Genomic DNA, 24,633 nt, shown 5'->3' on the forward strand with positions numbered 1-24,633 from the left:
GTTTAAAAAGTTCTTATTAATGGGCGATTTCCTAAAGGGGAGAATGGCCAAGGAATAGCTATTAAAATGAGCAATAGTGCTAGAGAGAAAAAAATCAACATTGTTTTGAATTTTTCTTGGCTGTTTTTCTTTCTTTTGGCAGATGCCGAACCAATTGTAATGAGCACAATGGAGATTAGCATGACAAGAATGTGAAACAATCCAAAGAACAGCGCTTCGTTCCATCCTTCAGAAAAATCATAGTATTTAAAAAACTGTATGGTCATTGGGCTTTGTGTATACAATAATATCCCTAGCATTAATTGAATATGAGCTATTGTGGCCGTCCAGTGCCGTATGGTATTATGTAGCTTTGTGAAGTTGACTTTCAAAAAGAATCCTTTTGCAGATAAAAAAATAGCGTATATCAGGCTTAGAAGAACAAGCCACCTAAGAATTGAATGAATGTTTAAGAGTGTCTGGTGCATTGTTTGCTTATGTATTTTAAAAACATACTAATTAGTATTTATTTATGTAAAAAAAATGTATAAAAACTTTCTTTAGTAAATATCCTCCTCATTAAATAAATTATCCTTTTGAAAAATTTCAGTACACAAATTATTCTTTTATGAAAGCTATCCATAATCTTTTCATCCACTGAATCTGGACTTTCAACTCTAAGTATATTGCCACCAACTTCAAGGTCAAAATTCCATTGTTTAATTGCTTTTATATCATTTAAAAAACATTGAATATTCAGAATTTCAGTTTTTGTATTCAGGTTTGTTTCATATACTGATATAAATGTCATATATAAGAATATTAATTAAGCAAAACGATAACGATAGCAAGTAGAATTAAATTTTAGCAAAATTAAAGAAAAATAAATAAAAAATACTATTTAGTATGTTTTATTTATTGTGTAATGCTTAGCGGTGATGGCTAAAGTCCAGATAATGGTATATAATATTTAAACATTAGTGTCCGACTAACGCCGTAAGACCGCTTCGCTATTAGAACCAAGAACAAGGACATGATTGTAGCTAACAGACAAACAGAGGCACCCCTATTGTTTTACTTCCTGAAACCTAAATATTTCTTGATAGATTTAATTGGTATTAAAAGCAAGGAATCTAATCAGTAATGCTTTTACAAATACTATTATAGATGGGCTTCAAATAAAAGTCAATAGTTTTTATCGGACAACAATAATATTTAATATTATTTATGATTTAAGCCTTATACATAAAAAATTATGGGATTTGATAAAGAATACAATTTATATTCATACTAGCTCCAAGAGAGGCCATAATAATATAGTCTCCAGATAAAAAACGATGGTTGCCTAACTCTCCTTTATCAATTAAATCATATAGGGTAGGAACGGTAGCTACTGATGAATTTCCTAAAAAGTGGACTGTCATGGGGAGTATGTTTGGAGAATAGGATTCTTGGTTATACAACTTGAATAGCCTCGTGATTATTGCTTCATCCATTTTTGCGTTGGCCTGGTGGATAATAATCTTTTTTATATCACTGATGGTTAATTTAGCTTCATCAATTGTATTTTTAATTGCTAATGGAACATTTTTTAAAGCATATTCATATATTTTTCTTCCACGCATCTTAATGTATAAATTATTCTGATCATGATTTTTATTATAAGAATTCCCATTCCACATAAAATCAATTTCTTCGCCATTATCACATATAGTATTTGAATGAATAATTCCTTTTTTGGGAGAGGTATTCTTGATAAGCATCATTGCAGCAGCACCATCAGCAAAAATCAACTTATTCCTGTCAAAAGGGTCTACAACTCTACTTAGAAAATCTGAACCGACCACAAGGATTACTTTAGCTTTATTGGCTAGAATGAGATTATTGGCAAGAATGACAGCTTCTACAAATCCAGGGCATCCAAAAACCATGTCATAAGTAATACATTTACGGTTTTCAATTTTCAATTTATTTTTTAATCTCGCTGAAGCTGAGGGCATAAAATTTGCCTGACCATTTTCACCAACCTCCCCATAATTAGTGGCATAGATAATATAATCAATTTTTTCTCTATCAATTTTTGACTCTTCAATGGCTTTTTCAGCAGCGATTCTCCCCATCTCAGAATTTGACATACTATCTGGCGCATATCTTCTTTTTTCTATTTTCGTTATATCAATGAATTTTTTAAGAGTTTCATTAAATGGTTTCTCAATTAATTTACCGTCTTCATCATATAAGGATTTTTGAGATAATTGTCTCCCATCAATTTCCATTTCGGGAATATATTTTCCGGTGCCTATTATTAAACTATTTATCATTATTATTTAAAGTTTTAATTTTTGTTGAGATTTTCGATATAATCTAAAATTAGTTGTAATCCTTCATCGTGAATTATTGTGGTTCCAATTTTAGGCATATGTAATTCGCCAAGGGTAGACATTCTCATTACTATCTTTCCTTGTTTTAATAAAATTCCTGTTTTGTAAATAGAGGTTTCTTCTCTTAAATCGAGCATAGTTAAATAAGCTATTCCATTAGGGTTATGGCAATGTGCACAGTTAATATCGAGGTATGCTCTTGCTCTTTTAGCTATGAGAACAGAGTCATTTTTATGATCAACTATTGAAGGTGTATAATCCGTAGAATCTAAATCTAAAAGCATTTTTTGTTTAAAATACTCCAATTGATTTATCTCATATCCACCTTTATTTATAGCTGTGTTAAGGTTCCTGATTTTAGGTCCTATAGGATATATTTGGTTACCTTGTCTATGACAGGAAATACAATCTAATTTTGATGGTATTTTGTAGTTGATAGACCTAGTAGTCTTATTATTGTCTTCAAAGGTTAAAGGAACAGTAGCTCCTTCTTCCAGAAGATATGCTTCGTCTTGCTTTTGATTCCATTTATAAGTTGCCCCATTCCATTGAGATTCTTTTTTAATAAGTAAGCGGGTTTCTACTATGAATTTTCTTATTGTATCATTTAATATTGTAGTGGGGTAATAAAAAGTTTTAGCTATTATGGTTCCACTTGGAAAATCAGGCAGACCACTTCCTTTAACTATTAGTTTGTCATCTGTAGGTAAAAATATGATTCGTTGTTTTTCAGCATAATCAGTAAATAGAGTTGACTCTAGATTAAATATTATTGCTTTTTTATGAGGTTCTAAATCAGCCAGATTTTTTTCAAATAAATTATAATCAGAAAGTTTATTATGAAATGTAATATTATTTTTAAGTTCGGAGCTTGCTCTCCTATGGTTTGATAATATTATCAGAAGCGGAAGGAATATTATGGTTGTTACTATTATTTGGGGCTTCTTCATTTTCTTTAATTAGCTGTCACTAGTTTAGAAAACAAATATATACAAAAAAAATACCGTTTAGTATCTTTTTTATGGTTACTGCATCATGAATTTTAAAACTTTGCAGATAAACAGTTAACTTATTATTTTAAAAATTGGGTATTTTAAAAATGGTAACGTATTTATATAATTATATAAATTTTTTTAATTTGGAATCTTGCACCAAGATTAGGTTGATATATTTAGAAATAATTAAAATTTTAAAAACATACTATTTAGTATTATATTTTATATTTTCGCCAATTTTTTTTATAAACGTCAATCTTTTTATTCATTTTTGAGTATAAACCAATGACTTAAATATGTCTAACAAGTTGTTTGAAAATTTAGTGGCTATTAAGGAAATTAATGTATTTTACGCACGAAATTTAATAGTATTTGGGAGTATGACAAATCCTATTTACTTATTTATGTTAGCCTTTTGAGTATTATCTAAGAATAAACATTGATTATTATGACAAGTATGTCCAAAGCCGATACAACCCGAATGAATATATTGAATAAAGCATTTTTATTGATTTACATGAACGGATATCAGGCAACTAGTATAGACGAGATTATTGCCACTACCCAAGTTACTAAGGGAGCTTTATATTATCATTTTAAAAATAAAGACGATATGGGACTTTCAATCATAAAAGAGGTAATGTATCCAATATTGTATTCAAGTACGATACAACCATTGGCTAGGGCAGAAAAACCGCAACTTGAAATCTATAAAATTATGAGGAATTTATTGAATGATGAAAAGTTCTTTAATGTTCAATATGGTTGTCCATTTGTTAATTTAGTAGAAGAAATGGCACCTCATAATACTAGTTTTTCAAATGCCTTAAAAAGACTTGTTGTAGATTGGAAGGAAGCTATAGAATGCTGTATAGAAGAAGGGAAAAAGCAGGGGTTGATAAGAGATAATGTGAACGGTGGGCAAGTAGCCATTTTTGTTTTATCTGGTTATTCAGGAATCCGAAACCTTGGAAAGATACTTGGGAGACCTTGTTATAATGCATATTTAAAACAACTTAAAAGCTATCTCCAGAGTTTAAATTAATTTTTTTTGTCCAAAAACATACTATTTAGTATGTTTTTATTGAAAAAAAATAACATTGTATAAATTTTAAAAACCTAACTAAATATTTTTTCATAATGAACAATTACCAAAAAGCAAAAAAAACTGGGAGTTAAGTTTAGGGCTTAAAAAAATCTATTGGGGAGTGACTGAGAGCAATCATCTTGTCGATATCATTAACCAGACGGATGCCGTAGAAACTTTTGATGGAGAAGAAAAACTTGGGCAGCCAATGGTACAATTAAGTTGGGGCACTGATAACATAATTCTTTTTATGGAAGCTAGGGTCTATTTATCGCTATGCTGAACTTCAAAATTTTATAGCTGTAGTAGCGGGACTTGAATACACCTTTAACAATATTGATGAACCTTGCCGTGAAACTGGAATGGCTGGAGAAGAACCCATTCTCCAAATACTCCCTGAAGTTTACCAAATTCGACCGGAACTACCTGACGGAAAGTGAGCTATTCGCTTTTATATCAATTAAGCTCACAAACCAAGCCTTCAAAACCTATGGATGGTTCCCGAACTGTATTTAATATACTGCCGTGCTAGTAGTATTGGTTTTAGTAAGGTTTGGGATGTTTGCAGCGCGAATCCCCGTTTCGCTCGCTTTTGTTGACTTTCATTTGAAGAAAGAGGTTTTTACTTTTTTCTTACTGCCCATGCAATTTGATTATTCATTGCTTTGTAATGCTTTATGTAATAACTTCAGGTTTATATATTTACTAACTGCGAATACAACAAACATTATGGCCAAGATTTGAAAGAACATTGGTATTGTATAAAGATTTACGGGCGGTAAAAGCGAACTGATTGTAAAACCGTTATTAATGAAAAATAAAGAACCTGCGATGATGAACAAACTGAATGCCAAAGCATAAGGATGCCAAAAAGGTGTGCTAACAGTTTGTTCGGACTCTTTTATCTTCTTCATTAACTGATTGGTAAAGTCCTTGGAGGTATGGGATTTACCATGATTGATCAACTCTTTTGTTATGTCCCGTTCTCCCATAATAGATGTTTTTTTTCAGGTCCTAATAATTCTTCCAGTTTGTTATGAAATTCTTTTCTCGATCGATGCAAGAGCACTTTGATATTTGAATTGCTCAACCCTGTGATTTCTGTGATTTCATTTATGCTTTGTTCCCCCAAATAAAATAGTTTCAATACCAGTACATCATTTGGCTTCATTTTTTGCAATACTTTATTGATAAATTCCTTTCTTTCTTCCTCCCTTAAAAAATCAAAACTGCTCGTGTCAACAGAAGTTTCAGCCGATACTTTTTTTAAATCTACAGTTTTCACCCTCTTGGATTTTTTGAAAAATGTATAGCTCGTATTTACCATGATCCTATAAAGCCAAGTTGCAAAGGATGATTTAAAATCAAATTTGGATAGATTTTTATAAGCCTTGATAAAACCCTCCTGTAATACATCTTGTGCGTTGTCTTCATTTTTTAGGATGGTGTGAACTAATGATAAGCACTGGTCTTTGTATTTGTCCACAAGAATTCGAAACAGATCTGTTTTGCCATCAACAACCTGTCTGATTATATCAAAATCGTTGTGTTCATTCCTTTTTTCCAAACTTTTTTCTCATAAAATGAGCTGCCAAAAGACCTATTCCTCCACATATGAAAAGTGTGGAATAAACTATAAAATAGAAAGTGTCTTCGGGTAAGTTTATGGTAGTGTATATAGCACAAATGCCAAAACCGACGCCAAGCCCTAGTATTATACATCCTATTTCTATAAAGCCATACTTTTCTCGATTTCGAATGGGGTCGAATCCCTTCTCTGCTGCAAGTTTTTTTATAAGGTAGTTGAATCTCGCCAAAAAAAAGACTACAAACACACATGAACTAAATAATAAAGCAGTTAAAATAATTTCTCTTATAGCATCCATTTTATAATTTTTTTTGGAGGATATTTTTTATTCAATTGTTGCCATTGGGCACTGTTCGAGTTTCTCAAACCAGAGGTTCCTAACACGATTTGAAGATACCTTGATTCCTAAAATATTTTGGTGGGCATCTCTGATAATCTTCATTTCCTTTATAAACCAATCGCTTGTAAAATAGTCAGGATCCGCTATTTCAAGTGGAATATCACCATGTCGTGGGTGCCTGGCAACTATGATTCCGTCTTTTTCAATCAAATTGTAAAAAGTGGATAGTTCTTTGCTGTAATATTTGCCCATATAGGCTGTTTTATCAAGGTTTTCCAATACAAGTTTATCAAGTTTTGGGGCTTTAATGGTCCTGCCCTCTTTGATGAAGGTCATTTGTACTACATTTCCTTTTGAATCCCGTTGGAATGAGATTTTGGCATTTAATGATGGGACATCAAAACCTGATTCCGACAAGGGTAGTAAGGGGTGATGGCTGTCTCTCCCGGTTACCGTTCCCTTTAGGGTGTCATTTTCAAGATAAATGGTCATTACCAACGGTTTGTCTACTACATATTTGCCAACATATTCTTTTAATTTTTCTATGGGAAGAAATGTTTGATTTAGGTTATGGTCAACATCACTTTTTTCTGATTTGAGGGGATTACTTTTTAATCCAGGAATAGTTTGTCCCCCTTTCATAAAATGGAGTTGAAAAATGTCATTGTTATCGTTCTTTATGAAAGCAACATGAGCACCAAGGGTTGGGATGTTGAATTGTGAATCTGTCATAGGGACGAGATTATGACTATCATTTTTTCCAGCAATTTTTACTTTTAATGATTTATTATCTTCCCAAATGTTTAGAACTGGGCCTTTTTGAAGAAGGTATTCTCCCGTATATTTTTTAAAGTTTGATTTTGTGTTTATGGCTTCAGTCAAACATTCATCAACTATTTTCATGGCAAGTTGTTTTGTATCAAATGTCATTACATTGCTTAAAACTGCCACTGCAAAATTTTGCTCGGGAAATCTTGCCAAATATGTGCGAAATCCGGCATCAGCACCACCGTGTACCACAATGGGAAGCCCTTTATATGTACTGATTTCTTGACCGAATGCATAATGTGTCTTCTTACCATTATTGAGTGTCGTAGTTTCATGGACTTTTTTCATAATCCATGGACTGCCTACTTTTATGTTTTCAAAATTTTGTGCCCATATCATAAGATCTTTTGCAGTCGTCAGTAAACTAGTGGCTCCTATGGTTGAATAATTTAGCACCTTTTTTTTGTAGCTACCGTCTTCGTTTTCGGCATAGGAGTATGCCCTGTTTTTTACAATTTTTTCGTGATTGTCGTTAAAGAAAGAGTTGTTCATTTGTAGTGGTTGGAAAATATTTTCTTTTGTCCAATCCGTAAATTTCCTTCCAGTTACTCGCTCTACAATTTTTGCCAACAGGGTATAGTTCGTGTTGCTATACCGGAACTCATTGCCAGGGTTAAAGTCCAGTTCTTTTTGATGGTATACTAGGTTTAGAATTTGTTCATCCGTGATAACGTCATCTGGACGCCACCCTGCCAGGACCAAGAGCTCCCATTGATCTCGAAGCCCACTGGTATGGTGCACAAGGTGGTCAAGAGTGATCTTTTGTCCAAAATCGGGCATTCTAGGCAAGTATTCCCTAATGTCATCCTCCAAGGACAACTTCCCTTGATCGGCTAACATTGCTATTGCAAATGAAGTGAACTGTTTCGAAACGGATGCCACGTGGAATATCGTGCTATCGGTAATGAGAACCTTATATTCAAGATTGGCCAGCCCTGTTCCTTTTGTGTATATGATTCTGCCCTTATGGAGCACGGCCACCGAGACCCCGGGAGCAACTTTCTTTTCCAGTTTGATGAGAAGGCTATCTAGACGTGTGGCTGGGGAGTTGTTTTCCTGATTATCTTGCAGCTTCAAATCTGTGGATCTTTGCGCACCACAAGAGGTGGCTAAAAGAAAAAATGAAATTAAAGATATGAGAAATAAACGATTGGGTTTTGATCTAATGTACATCCTATTTGGTTTAATTTATTCTAATTACTATTTAGACCATGTCCATAGCAAAAAGGTTACAACGATATCGTTTATATCCGTCTTTCTAAATTTTAAAGGGAAGATAGGTGCCTTAGGGTCTTTGTACTCACCATTTTTTTAACAAAGTGAATACAAAGCTCATTACGTATACTATAGGCTAAAGATGGAGACCTGAGACCGAATTGTTCTTTGTGGTGTAGAGATTAGCATTTGTTTATTAGTGTATTTTGAAGTCGATTTTTGTTTTAATTAGATAAAGGAGTTTTATTAAATTAACATGAGTTCGATTTAAAACCTGTCTGCCGACAGGCAGGCTAGGGCGTTTATAACAATAAAATCACTAATAAAGCGATTTGTAGCCTTGAGCCTTTCGTCTTTTAGTTTATACAGAGCCTTTCGTCTTTTGGTTTATACTCAGCGAAGTCGAAGTACTCAAGATAAACTAAGGTCGAAAGGACATTAAAACCAGCTATTTAAATGGGTTTCGACTGAGCCTGTGCTGAGTTTACCGAAGTACTCAACCAGATAACCAAGATTAAATTATTGATAGTTAGTTCAATAATGTTATGCTTACATCGAACTCATGTTAAATTAAATGTTGTTTTATGAAATCTGTTTCATATTGAAAAAACAAATTTCCATTTAACATTTTATTTAAGGTCATTAATTTATTATTATTTTTTCTACATGAGTTATATCTCCTTGATTTATTTTAACAAAGTAGATGCCTTTGGGATAATTCATTTCAATCTTAACATGACTTTCATTTTCTAATAAAATAGATTTTAAAATTTGCCCTTGCATATTAATTACTTGAATGAAATTAATATATTGTATTTGCGAATCTTGGATTTGAATGTTCAATGCCCTTTCCTGTAATATTGGGTTAGGGTATAATGATACCTTGATTTGCCGTTTTTTTGATTTATTTAAGGAGAGTGTTCCTGAAGGTAAATAGTTGGCTCCTAAATTTTCGTAAGCATTATTGACATTATTGTTATAATCATCTAATGACCAAATATCACCTGTGTTAATATCGGCAATATATAGATCATAACCACCTTTACCACCATTTTTTGTACTTGATAGTATAGCATATTGTAAGCCAGCTGGAGTCGCATCGGAATAATTGGCGTTTGTAGTGTTAAATGGCAAATAAACAGATGTACTGGATGTGTCATATTTTAAAAAGACTTGATCGTTTAAATTAAAAGAGTTAACCCAACCTGTATAAAAAAATGATTCATTATCTCTTGTAATTGGATAATATTCTTGATAATTAGACTGAGAAACTACTGGTTGTCTGTTAGTGCCGTTAACATTAATACTATAAATATCAGATTCAGAACCAGCACCAGGTGCAAATAAAATTTTTGAACCATCAACAGTGTAATATGGCATCGATTCTTCTATGTTAGGAGTATTAGTTACATTGCTTAAAAGATTTCCCTGAAGATCCATGATTAAAATATCATTGTCACTTTTATAGACTATTTTGGTGCCGTCTGGGGAAAATTTTGGATCTTCGTCTCTTCCTCCATAAGGCGTTAGGTTAACGGGCTGACCACCACCAATTGTCCATAAGAAAATATCCCAATTTCTTTGGCCATCACCTTTAATATCTCCCATAAAAACAATCTTGTTACCATCTGGAGAAAACATTGCGTTAATTTCGTGGTCAATGTTCCACCCAGAACTAATATTTGTTACTGAGTTGTCCGATAAGTCAAGAATAAATATCTCTCCGTCCCAGTTTTCATAACCAGAATAGGTGTGATATACAATTTTACCGTTTAAAGTTGGAATTTGGGAAAATACATTTGTGAAAAAAGTAATCGACAACAAAGCTGTTAAGTATAGGTTTTTCATAATTTTTATTTAACAATGAATTCATCAATAAATGTCCATTCTTTGAACTGGTTTAAACTTTTCTCAATTGGCTAAAAATTGTCCTTTTCAGCCTGCTTTTCACCTTTTTTTCCTTCCGTAGCCCGGCTATGCAACTCAAAAAAGCCTTCAATCAGACTCAAAATGATTAATTTTCGCTTCAATTAAAAAAGTTTAAACCAGTTCTTTATTAAATTATATTAAGTGTGTATTAAATAGTTTATTCGATTAATATTTTTTTTGTTTCTGTTTTATTGTCTTTTGTGAACTTAAGAAAATAAAGCCCTGAAGGCGTATTCTCTATAGATATTTCTTCTGAAACTGCTTCAATTTTTTTAGTAATAACCACACGACCTACAATATCTATCAAAGCTACTTGACCATTAACAAAATCTTTTGAGTTTAAGCTATACTTTATCTTGTTGTTAGCAATTGGATTAGGGAAAACTTTTATAGTATTATTTAGATTTATATCTGTTATACTTGAACTTTTAGGCTTTTTTTGCATCTTTTGGCTTGAATTCCAGCTAAAACTTATCCAATTTAAATTCCAAGATCTATTTGTGTCGATTATTTTTATGGTATGCAACCCTGCAGATAGATTAACTGAAGTTGATACAGACTGCCAATTTTGCCAACCTCCAGTATTTGGTAAAGTAGTGGTTGCTAAAATTACGCCATCCTCTTGAATTTGAATTTTACTGGCATTTTGGGGTGTGGCTATTCTATAAGTAACAGTATAGGATCCCGTATTTGCTATATTTACATCATACTCCATCCAATCGTTTTTATTTACCCCTCCAACATCCAATCCGCCACCAGTATCTGAACATTGTTCTGTAGCCACACCGCTCATGTCACAGTAGTCTTCAGCCTCTATTTGCTGCGGAAGGTTTTTTACACATCCAGACACCACATTTACATCTACTAATACAGGTGCAGATACCGTTGATGCACCTTCATTATCAAAAGCTTCGGCTGTAAGGCTATAGCTTCCTGCTGCCACACTATTCCAATCATAACTATATGGAGTGGAAGTATCTGTACCCAAATAGGTTGTACCAGCATAAAAATCTACATAATCAATACTTCCATCGCTATCTGATGCACTCGCTGAGATGCTAAATGATGCAGGCTCACCAAAAGCGGCCCCGTTTGTTGGTGATGTAACACTAACAGTTGGAGCCTGATTAGGCATATTTGCGACATCCAGCCAATTGATATTCCATGCTGATCCAGTATTTTCAATCCTTAGAGTGTGAACGCCTGCAGACAATGTTATCTGGTCGGTTACCGATTGCCATGTTTGCCAACCACCAGTAGCGGGTAATGAAGTGGCCTTAAGTAATATTCCATCCTCATAGGCCGTTATCTGTGCTCCACTTTCAGTAGTAGCAATCCTATAGGTGATTTCATAGGTTGCAGATGTGGGTACATTAACTTCATACTCCATCCAGTCACCTGTATTGATACCGCCTACGTCTTGTCCTCCGCCAGTATCGTAACAGGTTTCTAAAACGACACCACTCATATTGCAATAATCTTCTGCTTGAATTAATAATGGCAAAACATATTCACAAGAAGATGATCCCGAAACTGTAACCGAAACAGGCTCTGATACCGTTGAAGCACCTTCATTATCAAAAGCTTCGGCTGTAAGGCTATAGCTCCCTGCTACCACACCATTCCAGTTATAACTATATGGACTGGAAGTATCTGTGCCCAGATAGGTTGTCCCAGCATAAAAATCTACATAATCAATACTTCCGTCGCTATCTGATGCACTCGCTGAGATGGTTATTGATGCTGGAGCGGAATATGTAGTACCTTGTGTAGGGCTGTTAATCCCCACTGTTGGAGATTGGTTTCCTGTGCTACTTGTAAAATAGCATGCTCCCAAATCTTCATAAACAGAATTGACTGAACTGTTGTAGCTATCCAATGACCAGATATCTCCAGTATTGATATTAGCGATATATAAATCGTAACCACCTTGTCCGCCAGACTTGGTGCTTGACAATACCACATAGTCAGAACCCACAGGTGTGGCATCAGAATAATCAGCAGAAGAAGTATTGAAGGGAAGTAGTATGTCTGATCCACTGTAATATTTTAAGTGAAGCTGGTCATGACCATCAGAAGGACTTACCCAAGAAGTATAGAAAAATGAGCTTGCATCTCTTACGATAGGGTAATAATCATGCATGTTTACATTATCAGCCATTACACTCCTATTGGAGCCATCAACATTTATTATGGAAATATTGGCAGATGAACCCACGCCTTCCATAAAGAGAATTTTGCTACCATCTGCTGTATAGAATGGCATTGATTCCTCTTCTGAAGAATTAGTCAAATTTCCTAACACATTGCCATTTAGATCCATTTCGTAAATGTCTCCATTGGATTTATAAACTATTTTTGTACCGTCAGGTGAAAATTTAGGGTCTTCGTCTCTACCGCCCCCATTTGTTAGGTTTACAGGTTCACCTCCACCAACAGTCCACAAGAAAATATCCCAATTACGGGTTCCCCCGATTTGATCTCCCATAAAGGCGATTTTGGTTCCATCCGGAGAGAAAACACCATTCATTTCATGGTCAATATTCCAGCCTGAACTAATATTGGTAACAGAATTATCTGATAAATCAAGAATAAACATTTCTGCATCCCAAGCACTATAATCAGAATAATGATGATACAATATTTTTCCACTCAGTGAAGGCGCATTTGAAGTTTGCGAAAATAAATTTGTACAAAATGTAATTGACAAAAAAGTGATTAAGTAATAATAATTTTTCATGATTAGTTTGTTTTTATATTAATGACTAGTTTAGTTTTATATTAGAACTGGTTTAAACTTTTTATAATTGTCTAAAAAAATGGCCCTTTTGCACCCACTTTTTGCCTTTTATTTGTTCCGTAGCGATGCTATGCAGCAAATAAAAACCTTCAACTGGTCACAAAATGTCTAATTTTCGCTATAATCCCAAAAGTTTAAACAAGTTCTTATTGTACAACAAATTCATCTATAAACGTCCAACCTTTTTCTGCTGTTCTGCTATTTGAAGAGTTTTCAATAACAACTTTTATATAATGGGATTTAATCGTGTTTATTTCTTTGCTAAAATGTCTGATGGCAACTTCATTATTCAAGGTTTCAAGGCTATTAAATTCAGCTATTTGTTTAAAATCTTTGTTGTCATTTGAAACAAAAACCTTAATGTTTTTAGGTAAAAGGATTTGATTTTGCCTATCAACCAACAAACCAAAAGCTATTTTATTCAATTCAATTTCTTCTCCAAAATCAATGGTAAATTCCACACCCTCATCAAACCACCCTTGCCAACGCCAGTCATCAAAAGCTGTTGAACCGCGTAACCCATCTACCAACCCAAAACCACCTCCAGAATTATACTTTTCGGTGTATTTGTTTTTATAAATAACCTTTTTACCAAAAGCTTTATTTTTAACCATGATTATACTGTCTGTAATGGTGTTCCCAATCTTTTCTTTGTTATTAAAAACTTGAGATTTCACAATGGTATTCTCTGTTATAGTAATAGGGTCTTTATATTCTTTTGATGTTTTGTTTGGCAATGTACTATCAGTGGTATAACGAATCTCTGTATCTTCAAACTCATTGAAAAGACGTAATTCCAAATGTTTACTTTCAGGATCGTAGCTTATGTCCGACCTTAGTTTATAGGCACTTTTAGAGTAGTTCACGCCCATAAAATCAAATCGATCCATCATTATCTCCACCCTTTTTGAAAAGTCATTCCAATTTTTTTTTGGGTTATCTGTCCACACAGATTCCGAAAGCGCTAAAAGCCTAGGAAAAACCATATACTGCAAATGTTTATAATTAGGCATATATTCCGTCCAAACATTGGCTTGACCACCTAAAATATATTGTTGGTATTCTTTGGGCAACCCTTCGGGGATAGGATTAAATTCATATACTTTCCTTAAAGGCAAATACCCCCCTATTGCCAGGGGTTCGGTTTCCTTTGGTGCTTGATAATAATCAAAATATACATATGTATTGGGACTCATGATGACATCGTGATTTAGTTCAGCAGCCTCCATACCACCTTTAGCACCTCTCCAACTCATTACAACAGCTCCATCGGCCAATCCACCTTCAAGAATTTCATCCCAACCTATCATAGTTTTGTTTTTTGATTCCATGTATTTGGCTATTCGTTTCACCATATAGCTTTGCAACTCTTCTACACTTTTTAAGTTTTCTTTCTTTATTCTCTGTTGACAATGCTTACAAATTTTCCAATTTGTTTTTGTTGCCTCATCACCACCGATGTGTATATATTTTGAAGGGAACAAATTAATTACCTCATCTAAAACGTCTTCAATAAAAGTGTATGTACTTTCCTTTCCTGCACAATAAATTTTAGTTATTGGCCACACACCACCAGAGGGGACCATAATCGGTTTTTCATCACATGAAAGAAAGGGGTAAGCTGCTATGGCACTCATTACATGCGCAGGTAACTCTATTTCTGGAACTATAGTAATAAACTTGGATTGTGCATATGCTACCACTTCTTTAATCTGTTCTTGTGTGTAAAAACCACCATAGGTTGGTTTTTCGGAATTTAACGGGGTTGGTCTTTTATTCCAATGCAGGGTTTCCTTATCTACTCTCCACGCTCCAACTTTTGTCAATTTTGGATACTTCTTAATTTCTATTCGCCATCCTTGATCGTCCACCAAGTGCCAGTGAAAAGTATTGAGTTTGAGACATGACATTAAATCAATAAGGTCTTTTACTTCTTCCGTGGTATAAAAATGCCTGGAAACATCAAGCATCATACCTCTCCAAGCAAATCTTGGAGCATCCAAAATCTCTAGTTGTGGCAATTTTATGTCACTTCCTTTAAAAGCATTTACGCTTTCAATTTCTGGTGGCAACAATTGACGTAAACTTTGCATGCCATAAAAGAAACCAGCATTTGTTGAAGCCTTAATTTGTATTCTCTTTTCTGAAATATTGATTTGATAACCTTCCTTTTGAATTTGATTATCGGTAGTGAATTGAATATCAGATTTGTTAAGCGAATCAATAGCAACCGTTGTATTCCAGCCTTTTGATTGATTTATTTTATCTGCCAAGTATTTGGCAATTTTATATTGTTCTTTATTTTGAACTCCAAAAACAGTATTAGAAGTTAAGCTGTAAAAAGACTCTTTAATTTCGATTTTTTGAACTTTAGGAATAATTGAAACCTCTTTATTATAGTACTCCTTTTGTCGGCAAGACATAAAAAAAAGAATGAAAATTAATAAATTGAACACAAGGAAATGATGTTGTTGCTTTAAACTAGTTTTCATTCTTTATTATATTTTTGAGTTTATATTTGTAATGTGTGCTAGTAATTTTATTTAATTATAACTTTTTGTGTTGCTGATATATCGTCTTTTGTAAACTTTACAAAATAAAGTCCTGAAGGAGTTCCAGTAGCATTTATCTCACCTAAATTACCCTCGATGGTTTTAGAGACAATTGTACGACCAACAACATCAATTAACGCCACTTCTCCTCCTATAAAGTTGTTTGTTTTTAAATCAAACTTTATTTTATTGTCAACCACTGGATTAGGATATAATTTCACGGCATTGTTTAAGACTTGGTCTTCAACTCCCAGTGTACCTACATTAAAAGCACTTGTCCAATCAAAAGAGTCGCTTGTAGGTGTTCCAGTTGGATTGTTATAGTGAACAACAGCCTTCCAATTATAATTTCCAGTAGCTGATGGTGTAAAGTCGAAAGGGAAAGTCACTTCTGAGCTATTTCCAACCCACTCAGTAGCAGCCATGGTATAATGAAAGTCTGACTCATTATTTGTTTGAGAAATCCATACTTCTATAGTACACCAAATGTTATCACCATTAACATCGTTATTAGTAACATTGAAATTTATTGTACTGGTATTTCCAACAGAAAAAGTTAAGGTACTTATATTATCTCCAGAATAGAAAGGATAGTTTTGGCTGACTTCAAAATCGTTACTTGAAGTAAAATCAGCATTTCCCCAACCCCAAGTATTCCTTAAACCTTCAGTACCTGTATAGTATAATTCGTACTGATAAATATCATTACCTGATGATGCAGGTATTACAGCAATACCATTTGCATCTGTATAATACGTTACAACTGGATCAGCCCAACCTGGTTGAGAAAATACAATTTCTACATTTTCCTGTGGGTTTCCGTCCTTGTTAAAAACTTTAAAATTAAATTGAGCATTTACAAATTGTACTGTTAATGCTAAGGCTAATACTAGTAATTTTGTTTTCATAATAAATAATTTTTAATAGTTATTAAGTATTTGATTAAGAGTATTTTAAGTGCTATGGTTGGGGTTTTGGTATTTTAAATTTGGCAAATAAATTCCCTGCAAAATCATGGTGTTTTTTTTTTTACCATAATCTTGAAATATATTTATTCAAGCAAAAAAATGATATTGTTAAAAGCCTAATTCATAAAACCAGGTTTTTTATAGTTTATTCCAACTTCGTCCATATACAAAAGATGTGTTTTTAGCCTTTTTTTGAATGAACTAAAGTTTCTTGTTTTTGACCACGCCACTTCCGAATACCCTTGAAACCTAGGGAATACCATTTTTTCAAAAACAGCTTCGGAGGGTATTCTTTCTGTCCAAACACAAGCTTGATACCCCATTTTGTTATTTATTACCCTAGCGTCCAATTCAGTGGTTTCACTAAAATTATACATGCTTATGAAATTCTCATCGTTATTATCTGAACTCAAATAAAACCAAGACCAAGGGGTTAAAATAATGTCATTCCCATTTTGTGCAGCATAAATAGAACCATCTGGCTTATAATCTCTCCAGTACATGATATCCACAGAAGCGCTTACTTGATTTACAATATCATCATCATTTCCAACCATAACATCATCCCAAGCAATTACTTTTTTCCCTTTACCTTCTAAAAAAGTAGTCATCTCATTTACAAAATAACTTTGGATGTAGTGAACTAATGCCCAATTATTATCGTCCATAAATTGTTGACATATGGTTTCATCTTCCCAAAAAGACTTATCTACTTCATCAGCACCAATGTGAACCGTTTCAGATGGAAACAACTCAATCATTTCACTCCAAACATCTTTGGCAAATTGCATAACGTTTTCATCACAAACACACATAGGTCTAGAAAATTCTTCTCCCATACCTGTTTCACCATTACAAGAAAGCCATGAATAGGCCCGTATAGCTGCAGACATGTGCCCAGGCATATCAATTTCTGGAATAACTTCTATATAATTATCTGAAGCATATAAGACAATATCCCGAATATCTTGTTTTGTGTAAAAACCACCATAAGTATTACCATTAACAAAAGCTGGATTGAAATTATAATCGGCATCACTTTTTGCTTTTTCAATACACCATTCGTCGTGCTCATTAAATTCCCTAAAAGCTCCAATTTGAGTTAACAATGGATATTTATCGGAAACAATTCTCCAACCTTGGTCATCTGTTAAATGAATTTGCAATTTATTTAATTTGTACAAAGCCATTTGATCGATAATCTTAAAAATAAATTCTTTTGGAAAAAAATGTCTTGAAACATCTATATGAAATCCCCGGTACTCATTTTCTGGTTTATCTTCAATGATAACTGATTTTAATTTTATGTTTTTTGCATTTGTATCAATATCAGATGTCCAAATATATTGCCTTAGTGTTTGTGCTGCATAAAAAGCACTTTCCTCACTATTTACAAATAATGAAATTCCTGTGGCACTCACCTCAATCTTATAAGCATTGCCAGTTAATTGAGTGTCGTAAACAAATACAATATTTGGATTTGTAATGTTAGAAGTAACAGTAGAAGTTATGCCTAAATTATTCATTTCGTCTTGAATCACTTTAGCTGCATTAAGATAATTTTCCTCTACTTTTATTAATGCACTTGAACTTATAGTATAATTTGGTTCAGAAAAAGTAATTTTTGTTGGCGACGGTATAATATCTTGATTGCCCGTTGTAATAGGAGGAGGATTATTATTAGACGGGTCTTTACTATTTTCATCATTAGAGGAACAAGAAAATAATGCTGTTACTATTAATGTAAAAACATATATCATTTTATAAGATTTTGAGAACAATTTTTTCATTTTTATTATTTTTAATAACATCAACCAAATTTTAAAAAAGTTTTATCATTTGGTTGATGTTTAATAGGCCAAAACAATTTTCACTTTAATAACCTGGGTTTTGTTCCAACTCTGGATTTCTGTCTATTTCATTTAAAGGGATTGGTAATAATATTTTGTTTTCGTTCATATCATAATTTACATATTCATTAGTTATTAAATTTAACTCCTGTAAATTATTCATGGTTTGAATAATCATATTATTTCTTACTAAATCATCCCACCGATGGCCTTCCAGAGCTAGCTCTAAACGTCTTTCTAATAACACAGCATTTAACATTTCATTATCGGTAGCGGTGGTATTACTTAAACCTGCTCTATTTCTAATTTGGTTGACAATACTTCTTCCTCTATCACCAATTTCTAAATGAGCCATAGCTTCTGCTTTCAATAATAAAATGTCTGCTAAACGTAAAAAATAAATATGATCACCACTGTTCCAGCCATTGGCCTCTTTTTGCTTATATGCAAAAGGTACAGGGGTCGATGGACTGTTAACGTTATAATATTCATCTACCCATTGGACACTTTCGAAAATGATATTTTGATTCTTCCTTTCTAGATCAGATTGAGAATCGTAAGCATTTATTAAATCTTTGGAAGGTGTTCCATACTTTCTCCAACTGTCATTACTAATTGAAGGTGGTAAAAACAATTGGGGTCCCCAATTTCCTTGAGGAGTTCCTTTTATAAATTGAGACACAAAAATTGCTTCTGAGTTGTTATAATTACCTCCAACACTAAATAAAGGGGAGTAAGTACTTAAAAGTTGATACCCAGCTGGACTATTTATAACTCGGTCTGCATGCTCAATAACCTTTTCATAATTATGTGAAGGGTGTTGTGCCCATACTTTTGCCAATAGTGCATTTGCTGTACCCTTAGTGGCTCTTGCTTTATTAACATTAGATCCTCCTTCATAATTATCAGGTAAACCTGCTTCGGCTGCGGTTAAATCTTCAATAATAAACGCATACACCTCTTCTACAGTGTTTCTTGGTATTTGAGTCTTACTAATGTCTGCTGTTCCAGTTTTCTTTACTATGGGAACGCCTCCATATTGTTTTACTAAATCGAAATAATAGAACGCTCTTAAAAATTTAACCTCAGCAATAATTTCAGATTTTCTGGTGCTAGATAAATCGGCAATATCTTCTATTTTATCTAAAACAGTATTAGCTCTTGCTATGCCTAAATAAAAGGCTCTCCAATTATTAAATATTCTTGCGTTGTTAGGTGTTATTTTTAATTGGTCGTATGCCCAGATATCTACGTCATCTGGAGGACCAGCATAACAATTATCAGATCTTACATCTCCCATTAAAATATTATCCCAAATATAAAATTCGTTGTGTAATGAATTATAAACGGATACTAAGGCCGCTTCAATATCATCAGCACTATTAAATGTATTACCTGTGGTTGAGTTGGTAATTGGTTTTAAATCGAGAAATTCATCACTACATGACTGTATAAGAGAAAATACTATTATTGTTCTTAATAAAATTTTAATCGTTTTCATAATATTTTTTTAAATTAAAAAGAAGCGTTTAAACCAAGGATGAAATTTTTAATCTGAGGGTAAGTTCCATAATCGACCCCTTGAACTAAGTTACTCGAACCAAATGCATTAACTTCTGGGTCGTATCCTGAATAATTTGTAAATGTTGCTAAGTTCTCGCCTGTAACGTATAATTTCAATTTTGTCAAAAATGTTTTTTCTAAGAATTTTTTACTTAGATCATAGCTACATGTTAGCGTTCTAATTTTTAAATATGAACCATCTTCAATAAATCTTGATGATAAATCTGAATTTGTTTTATCGCCTAATACTGCTCTAGGAATATCTGTAACATCACCTGGTTGTCTCCATCTGTTTAGGACACTAGAAGATTGGCTTTTAAAGTCTGTCATCGCTTCTGTTTCAACTCTAGTGGCATTAAAAATGTCATTACCTTGAACACCTTGAAGAAAAACACTCAATCCAAAACCTTTGTATTTTAGTGTATTTGTAAAGCCATAAGTAAAGTCTGGATTTGCGTTACCAATGATTGTTTTGTCACCTTCGGCAGTAATATCGCCACTTTCGTCTAAGTCTCTGTAAATAATATCTCCAGTGGCTATATCGACACCATCAGAAATAAACCCCCAAAAATTGCCAATAGGTTGTCCTTTTTCGGCACGAACCACATTTCCTCTTTGAAAAATGTCTCCATCATTGAAAATCTGTCCTTTTAAGTCGGTTATTTCATTTTTGTTAAATGATATATTAAAATTTGTATCCCAGGTAAATAATTCTGTATTTATTATTTTTCCGAGAATTGAAACCTCAAGCCCTTTGTTTTTTATTCCACCTACATTTTGTGTTGAATTAAGAAAACCAGAGGATGTTGGAAGTGGGGCAGGTATTAATAGGTCTTTAGTGTCTTTAATATAGTAATCCATGATTACATTTAACCTATTGTCTAAAAAGGCAATATCTAAACCTAAATCCGTTTGTGTAGATATTTCCCATTTTAAATCTTTATTTTCTAAAGTTTCAGCAGCAATTCCGGGAATTATATTACCTCCTATAACATAATTATATCCTGTTCCTACTTGACCATACCAAGCATATGGTTCTATTCTATCATTACCAACTTCACCCCATCCAAATCTAATTTTTATATCATTGAAAAAACCGTTTTCGTTAATAAAATTTTCTTTAGAAAGCCTCCAACCTATAGAGAATGAAGGGAAATAACCCCATTGGTTGCTTGGCCCAAAAACAGAAGAAGCATCGGCTCTGAAATTGGCCGTTAATAAATATTTGTCTTTATAATCATAATTAAGTCTACTAATGAAAGATTGATTTGATCTTTCATTTACATTTGATGAAGTTATGATATTAGTGGTGCCACCACCAACAGAGGTAACCGTACCACTTCCAAAACCATTTGATTCTCCTGAAAGAGAAGTGTTTTTTCTCTTAGATGAAATAAATCCGCCCAAGACTTTAAATTCATGATCTCCAATGGTTTTTTCATAAGTCAACATGTTTTCCAAAATCCAGTAAAAACTTTTGTTAGAACTTTCATAAGCGGTTCCTTGAGTTGCTCTACCAAAATCTGTAGTAAAGGGGTCTAAAAAGTTTGAAAAAGAACCTTGCGTATCGTCAATTGAAAATCTACTTGTATATTGAATTTCATTTGTAATATCTGCATCAAAATAAAATGTTCCTAAAAATCTTGAATTTAGGTATTCCTTATCTGGGGCATCTGTACTTGCTACAGGGTTTTCCCAAGAGGCCTGTAATGGATTTCCGGTATAAGTGCCGTCCTCATTAAAAATACTTATAAGAGATGGCGTAACTAATGCTCCTAAAACTACGCCTCCTCTGCCTGCACCTACATTATCAGTAACATCAACATCTCGCCATTTGGAGTATGTTAAATTAGTTCCAACTTTTAACCATTTTCTAATTTGAGTACTCAGGTTAAACTTAGCACTGTATCTTTCAACACTATTTGTTCGTACAATGCCTTCTGCATTTTGATAATTTCCAGATATGTAATAATTTATCCCATTTTCTATTCCAGAAAAAGACAGTTGATAGTTTTTTCTTAGAGCCGTTCTATAGATTTCATCTTGCCAATTGGTGTTTGCAGTATAGATTGACCAATCTGGAACGGATAAACCTAAATCATCCATTAAATCAATATATTGTGATCGATCAAGTGTTCCTAATTTTTTGGTTATTGTTGATGCTCCAATATAAGTATCAAAACTTATTTGTCCACCTTTTGCTCCTCTTTTAGTATTGATTATAACAACACCATTTGCTCCAGATGCACCATAAATTGCTGCAGAAGATGCATCTTTCAAAATAGAAATACTTTCAATATCGTTTGGATTGATATCATAAATAACTTCTACAGGAATACCATCAACCACATATAATGGTTCACTTGAGGCACTAATTGATGTTGTACCTCGAATACGCAAAAAACTTCCTGATTGTGGTTTTCCAGAAGAAGATACAACAGTTACACCAGCCGCTTTTCCAGCCAGTGCCTCGGTTAGTTGCAATATGGGTCTGTCTTCAATAACTTCACTTGAAATTTGGCTAACTGAACCAGTAACATCCTTGATTTTTTGAGTTCCATACCCTACAACTACAACGTCATCCAAATAACTAACATTTTCTTCCAGGACAATATTTAGAGACTGTTGTTCATTTACTTCAACTTCTTCATTTGCAAAACCTAACATAGAAAAAACAAGAGTTTCTCCTTTTTCTACACTAATGGAAAAGTTCCCATCAAAATCTGTTGCTACACCTCTTGTTGTTCCTTTTATGATAACTGAAACACCAGGTAAGGGTTGCTTATCGATGTCTGTTACTATCCCAGTAATTTGTTGCTGGGGCAATGATGCATCAATATCTTTGATTTTTTGTTTTATATGGATGTTTTTGTTCGGTTTAAAAGTAAAATTAAAGTCATCTTTTTTAAAGCTTTTTACTAATAGCTCACTTATTTTTATTGTACCTTTTTTTAGATGGATTTTAGGAAAATTTTTGAACATATCCACTTTGTAAATAAAAGTGTAATCCGATTGATCCATTATTAGATCAAAAACCTCGTCCACGGTTAGAACGATATCCTTATCAATTGCAATTTTATCATTTTGTGAAGATAAATTCCCAGGATTTAAACTAAAAGCTGTTGTGCAGAATAATAGGATAAAAGATCTCATAATGTTAAGGATAGATTTTTTTTTGAATTCAAAAAAATCATTTAAAAAATTAATTTTCATAAATTTGATTGTTATTAGTTAGTTATACATTTTAATTAATTAGTAATTTTTGATTAATTGGGAATGGAGCGTTGTACCTTGGACAGTTTGCGCTTTGTTCCCTTTCTCAATTTATTTTATGGTTATTGTTTTGTTGCTTATTTCATAGTTATTTATAACATTTATATTTTTTAAGCTTAATAGAATTTCTTCAATGTTTTGTTTTTTACTTAAAACCCCTTTAAATTCTATATTTTCTAGATCTTTATTTAGAAATACAACATCAAAGTCATACCATCGAGATAAAACCCTCATTATTTCATTTAAAGGTTTATTTTTAAAACTAAAAAAACCTCGTTTCCAAGAAGTTTCGTTTTTAACATCTACTTTTGCGATAACAATAGCATTACTATTATTGCTTATAGTTGATTGTTGATTTGGACTTAGTATTTTGTTTTCAAAATTATTATTAACGGATACTTTGCCCTCTACTAACGTCGTGTATATGTTGGTTTCGTCTTTGTAGGCTTTGATGTTGAATTCGGTACCCAGGACTTCGACTTCCTGACCGCTATTCATAACTTTAAAATGGGAGCCGTCGTGGTCGGTGCTAGGGCTCACGTCAAAATAAGCTTCACCATATACCAATTCTACTTCACGCGTTTCTCCCTCTCTAAAGGTTACCGGATATTTAAGTTGGGATTCAGAATTTAACCATACTTGGGTGCCGTCTGATAATTTTATAAAGAATTGACCGCCTCTTGGGATAGTTAGATAGTTATAAGCGATTTCAGATGAATTTTTATCTCCAACTCCATACACAATTTCCTCTCCATTACTTTTGATATTTTGTGTTTGGTAGGACGTGCCTTTTTCCAGTGCGACTACCGAACCATCTTTTAAAGTTAAAGTTGCTTTGTCTGTCCCGGTTTGAATAGCATTCGTTTTTACAATTGTTTGTTCTTTATCTATAGGATTGTTAAATAAATCATCTCTTAAAACATAGGTTATAGCTAAGATACCAGCAATAGTAGCGGCAACTGAATACTTCCAAACATAAAATCTTTTTCTTTTATTTTCTTTTTGTTTTACAATATTTATGATATTATCATGAATTCGATTTGCATCAACCAAAGTCATGGTTGGTTTTTTGTCAAGGAGTTTCAGTACATCTTCAACAGTTGGTAGTTGGTCTGGCCCTTTCATATTCTGTATAAGGGTAATGACTTCATCAGCTTCTTCTTTGCTGCATTGATTAAGAATAAACTTATTTAATTTATTTCGAGAATGATAATCTGAATGCATAATATACGATCTTGTGTATATAATACAGATGAGGACGGTATGAGTACTACTCGAAGTTTAT

At 33.2% G+C, this 24,633-nt stretch carries 18 protein-coding genes; 2 read left to right on the forward strand and 16 right to left on the reverse strand.

The window, feature by feature from the left end:
• Positions 1-2 precede the first annotated feature (2 nt).
• From PQO00_RS03540 to PQO00_RS03555, 4 genes are all read right to left on the reverse strand, one after another.
• Positions 3-371: a hypothetical protein gene (locus PQO00_RS03540; protein WP_274183453.1), complete on the reverse strand. Its 369-nt coding sequence runs from the start codon at positions 369-371 to the stop codon at positions 3-5.
• Positions 372-505: 134 nt separating this feature from the next.
• Entirely contained in the window at positions 506-790 is a 285-nt protein-coding gene (locus PQO00_RS03545; RefSeq protein WP_274183454.1) for a hypothetical protein, read from the reverse strand.
• 442 nt (positions 791-1,232) lie between these two features.
• Entirely contained in the window at positions 1,233-2,300 is a 1,068-nt protein-coding gene (locus PQO00_RS03550) for a 3-oxoacyl-ACP synthase III family protein (RefSeq protein ID WP_274183455.1), read from the reverse strand.
• 14 nt (positions 2,301-2,314) lie between these two features.
• Positions 2,315-3,310: a hypothetical protein gene (locus tag PQO00_RS03555; RefSeq protein WP_274183456.1), complete on the reverse strand. Its 996-nt coding sequence runs from the start codon at positions 3,308-3,310 to the stop codon at positions 2,315-2,317.
• Positions 3,311-3,803: 493 nt separating this feature from the next.
• Here PQO00_RS03555 and PQO00_RS03560 point away from each other — a divergent pair, with 493 nt between their 5' ends.
• Entirely contained in the window at positions 3,804-4,400 is a 597-nt protein-coding gene (locus PQO00_RS03560) for a TetR/AcrR family transcriptional regulator (protein ID WP_274183457.1), read from the forward strand.
• Between the two features lie 163 nt (positions 4,401-4,563).
• On the forward strand, positions 4,564-4,725 hold the full coding sequence (locus PQO00_RS03565; RefSeq protein WP_274183458.1) for a hypothetical protein: 162 nt from the start codon (positions 4,564-4,566) through the stop codon (positions 4,723-4,725).
• 370 nt (positions 4,726-5,095) lie between these two features.
• On the opposite strand, the gene PQO00_RS03570 is transcribed toward PQO00_RS03565, so the two are convergent.
• From PQO00_RS03570 to PQO00_RS03625, 12 genes are all read right to left on the reverse strand, one after another.
• Positions 5,096-5,434: a hypothetical protein gene (locus PQO00_RS03570; RefSeq protein ID WP_274183459.1), complete on the reverse strand. Its 339-nt coding sequence runs from the start codon at positions 5,432-5,434 to the stop codon at positions 5,096-5,098.
• Entirely contained in the window at positions 5,416-6,009 is a 594-nt protein-coding gene (locus tag PQO00_RS03575) for an RNA polymerase sigma factor (RefSeq protein ID WP_274183460.1), read from the reverse strand. The genes PQO00_RS03570 and PQO00_RS03575 overlap by 19 nt, the downstream gene beginning before the upstream one ends.
• Positions 5,993-6,328: a hypothetical protein gene (locus tag PQO00_RS03580; protein WP_274183461.1), complete on the reverse strand. Its 336-nt coding sequence runs from the start codon at positions 6,326-6,328 to the stop codon at positions 5,993-5,995. Before PQO00_RS03580 ends, PQO00_RS03575 begins: the two co-directional genes overlap by 17 nt.
• A gap of 27 nt (positions 6,329-6,355) precedes the next feature.
• On the reverse strand, positions 6,356-8,371 hold the full coding sequence (locus tag PQO00_RS03585; RefSeq protein ID WP_274183462.1) for a serine hydrolase: 2,016 nt from the start codon (positions 8,369-8,371) through the stop codon (positions 6,356-6,358).
• 684 nt (positions 8,372-9,055) lie between these two features.
• Complete coding sequence (locus PQO00_RS03590; RefSeq protein ID WP_274183463.1) at positions 9,056-10,261, reverse strand: T9SS type A sorting domain-containing protein; 1,206 nt, start codon at positions 10,259-10,261, stop codon at positions 9,056-9,058.
• Between the two features lie 238 nt (positions 10,262-10,499).
• Complete coding sequence (locus tag PQO00_RS03595) at positions 10,500-13,082, reverse strand: carbohydrate-binding protein (protein WP_274183464.1); 2,583 nt, start codon at positions 13,080-13,082, stop codon at positions 10,500-10,502.
• 206 nt (positions 13,083-13,288) lie between these two features.
• On the reverse strand, positions 13,289-15,634 hold the full coding sequence (locus tag PQO00_RS03600) for a family 20 glycosylhydrolase (protein ID WP_274183465.1): 2,346 nt from the start codon (positions 15,632-15,634) through the stop codon (positions 13,289-13,291).
• Positions 15,635-15,681: 47 nt separating this feature from the next.
• Positions 15,682-16,602: a T9SS type A sorting domain-containing protein gene (locus PQO00_RS03605; protein WP_274183466.1), complete on the reverse strand. Its 921-nt coding sequence runs from the start codon at positions 16,600-16,602 to the stop codon at positions 15,682-15,684.
• A gap of 176 nt (positions 16,603-16,778) precedes the next feature.
• On the reverse strand, positions 16,779-18,452 hold the full coding sequence (locus PQO00_RS03610) for a beta-N-acetylhexosaminidase (RefSeq protein WP_274183467.1): 1,674 nt from the start codon (positions 18,450-18,452) through the stop codon (positions 16,779-16,781).
• A gap of 85 nt (positions 18,453-18,537) precedes the next feature.
• A complete protein-coding gene (locus tag PQO00_RS03615) occupies positions 18,538-20,013 on the reverse strand; it encodes a RagB/SusD family nutrient uptake outer membrane protein (protein WP_274183468.1) in 1,476 nt (491 codons plus the stop codon).
• A 14-nt stretch (positions 20,014-20,027) separates the two neighbouring features.
• On the reverse strand, positions 20,028-23,228 hold the full coding sequence (locus tag PQO00_RS03620; RefSeq protein ID WP_274183469.1) for a TonB-dependent receptor: 3,201 nt from the start codon (positions 23,226-23,228) through the stop codon (positions 20,028-20,030).
• Positions 23,229-23,399: 171 nt separating this feature from the next.
• A complete protein-coding gene (locus PQO00_RS03625) occupies positions 23,400-24,572 on the reverse strand; it encodes a FecR family protein (RefSeq protein ID WP_274183470.1) in 1,173 nt (390 codons plus the stop codon).
• Between the last annotated feature and the right edge of the window lie 61 nt (positions 24,573-24,633).

The organism is Flavivirga sp. 57AJ16 (assembly GCF_028736925.1).
Classification (GTDB): Bacteria; Bacteroidota; Bacteroidia; order Flavobacteriales; family Flavobacteriaceae; genus Flavivirga.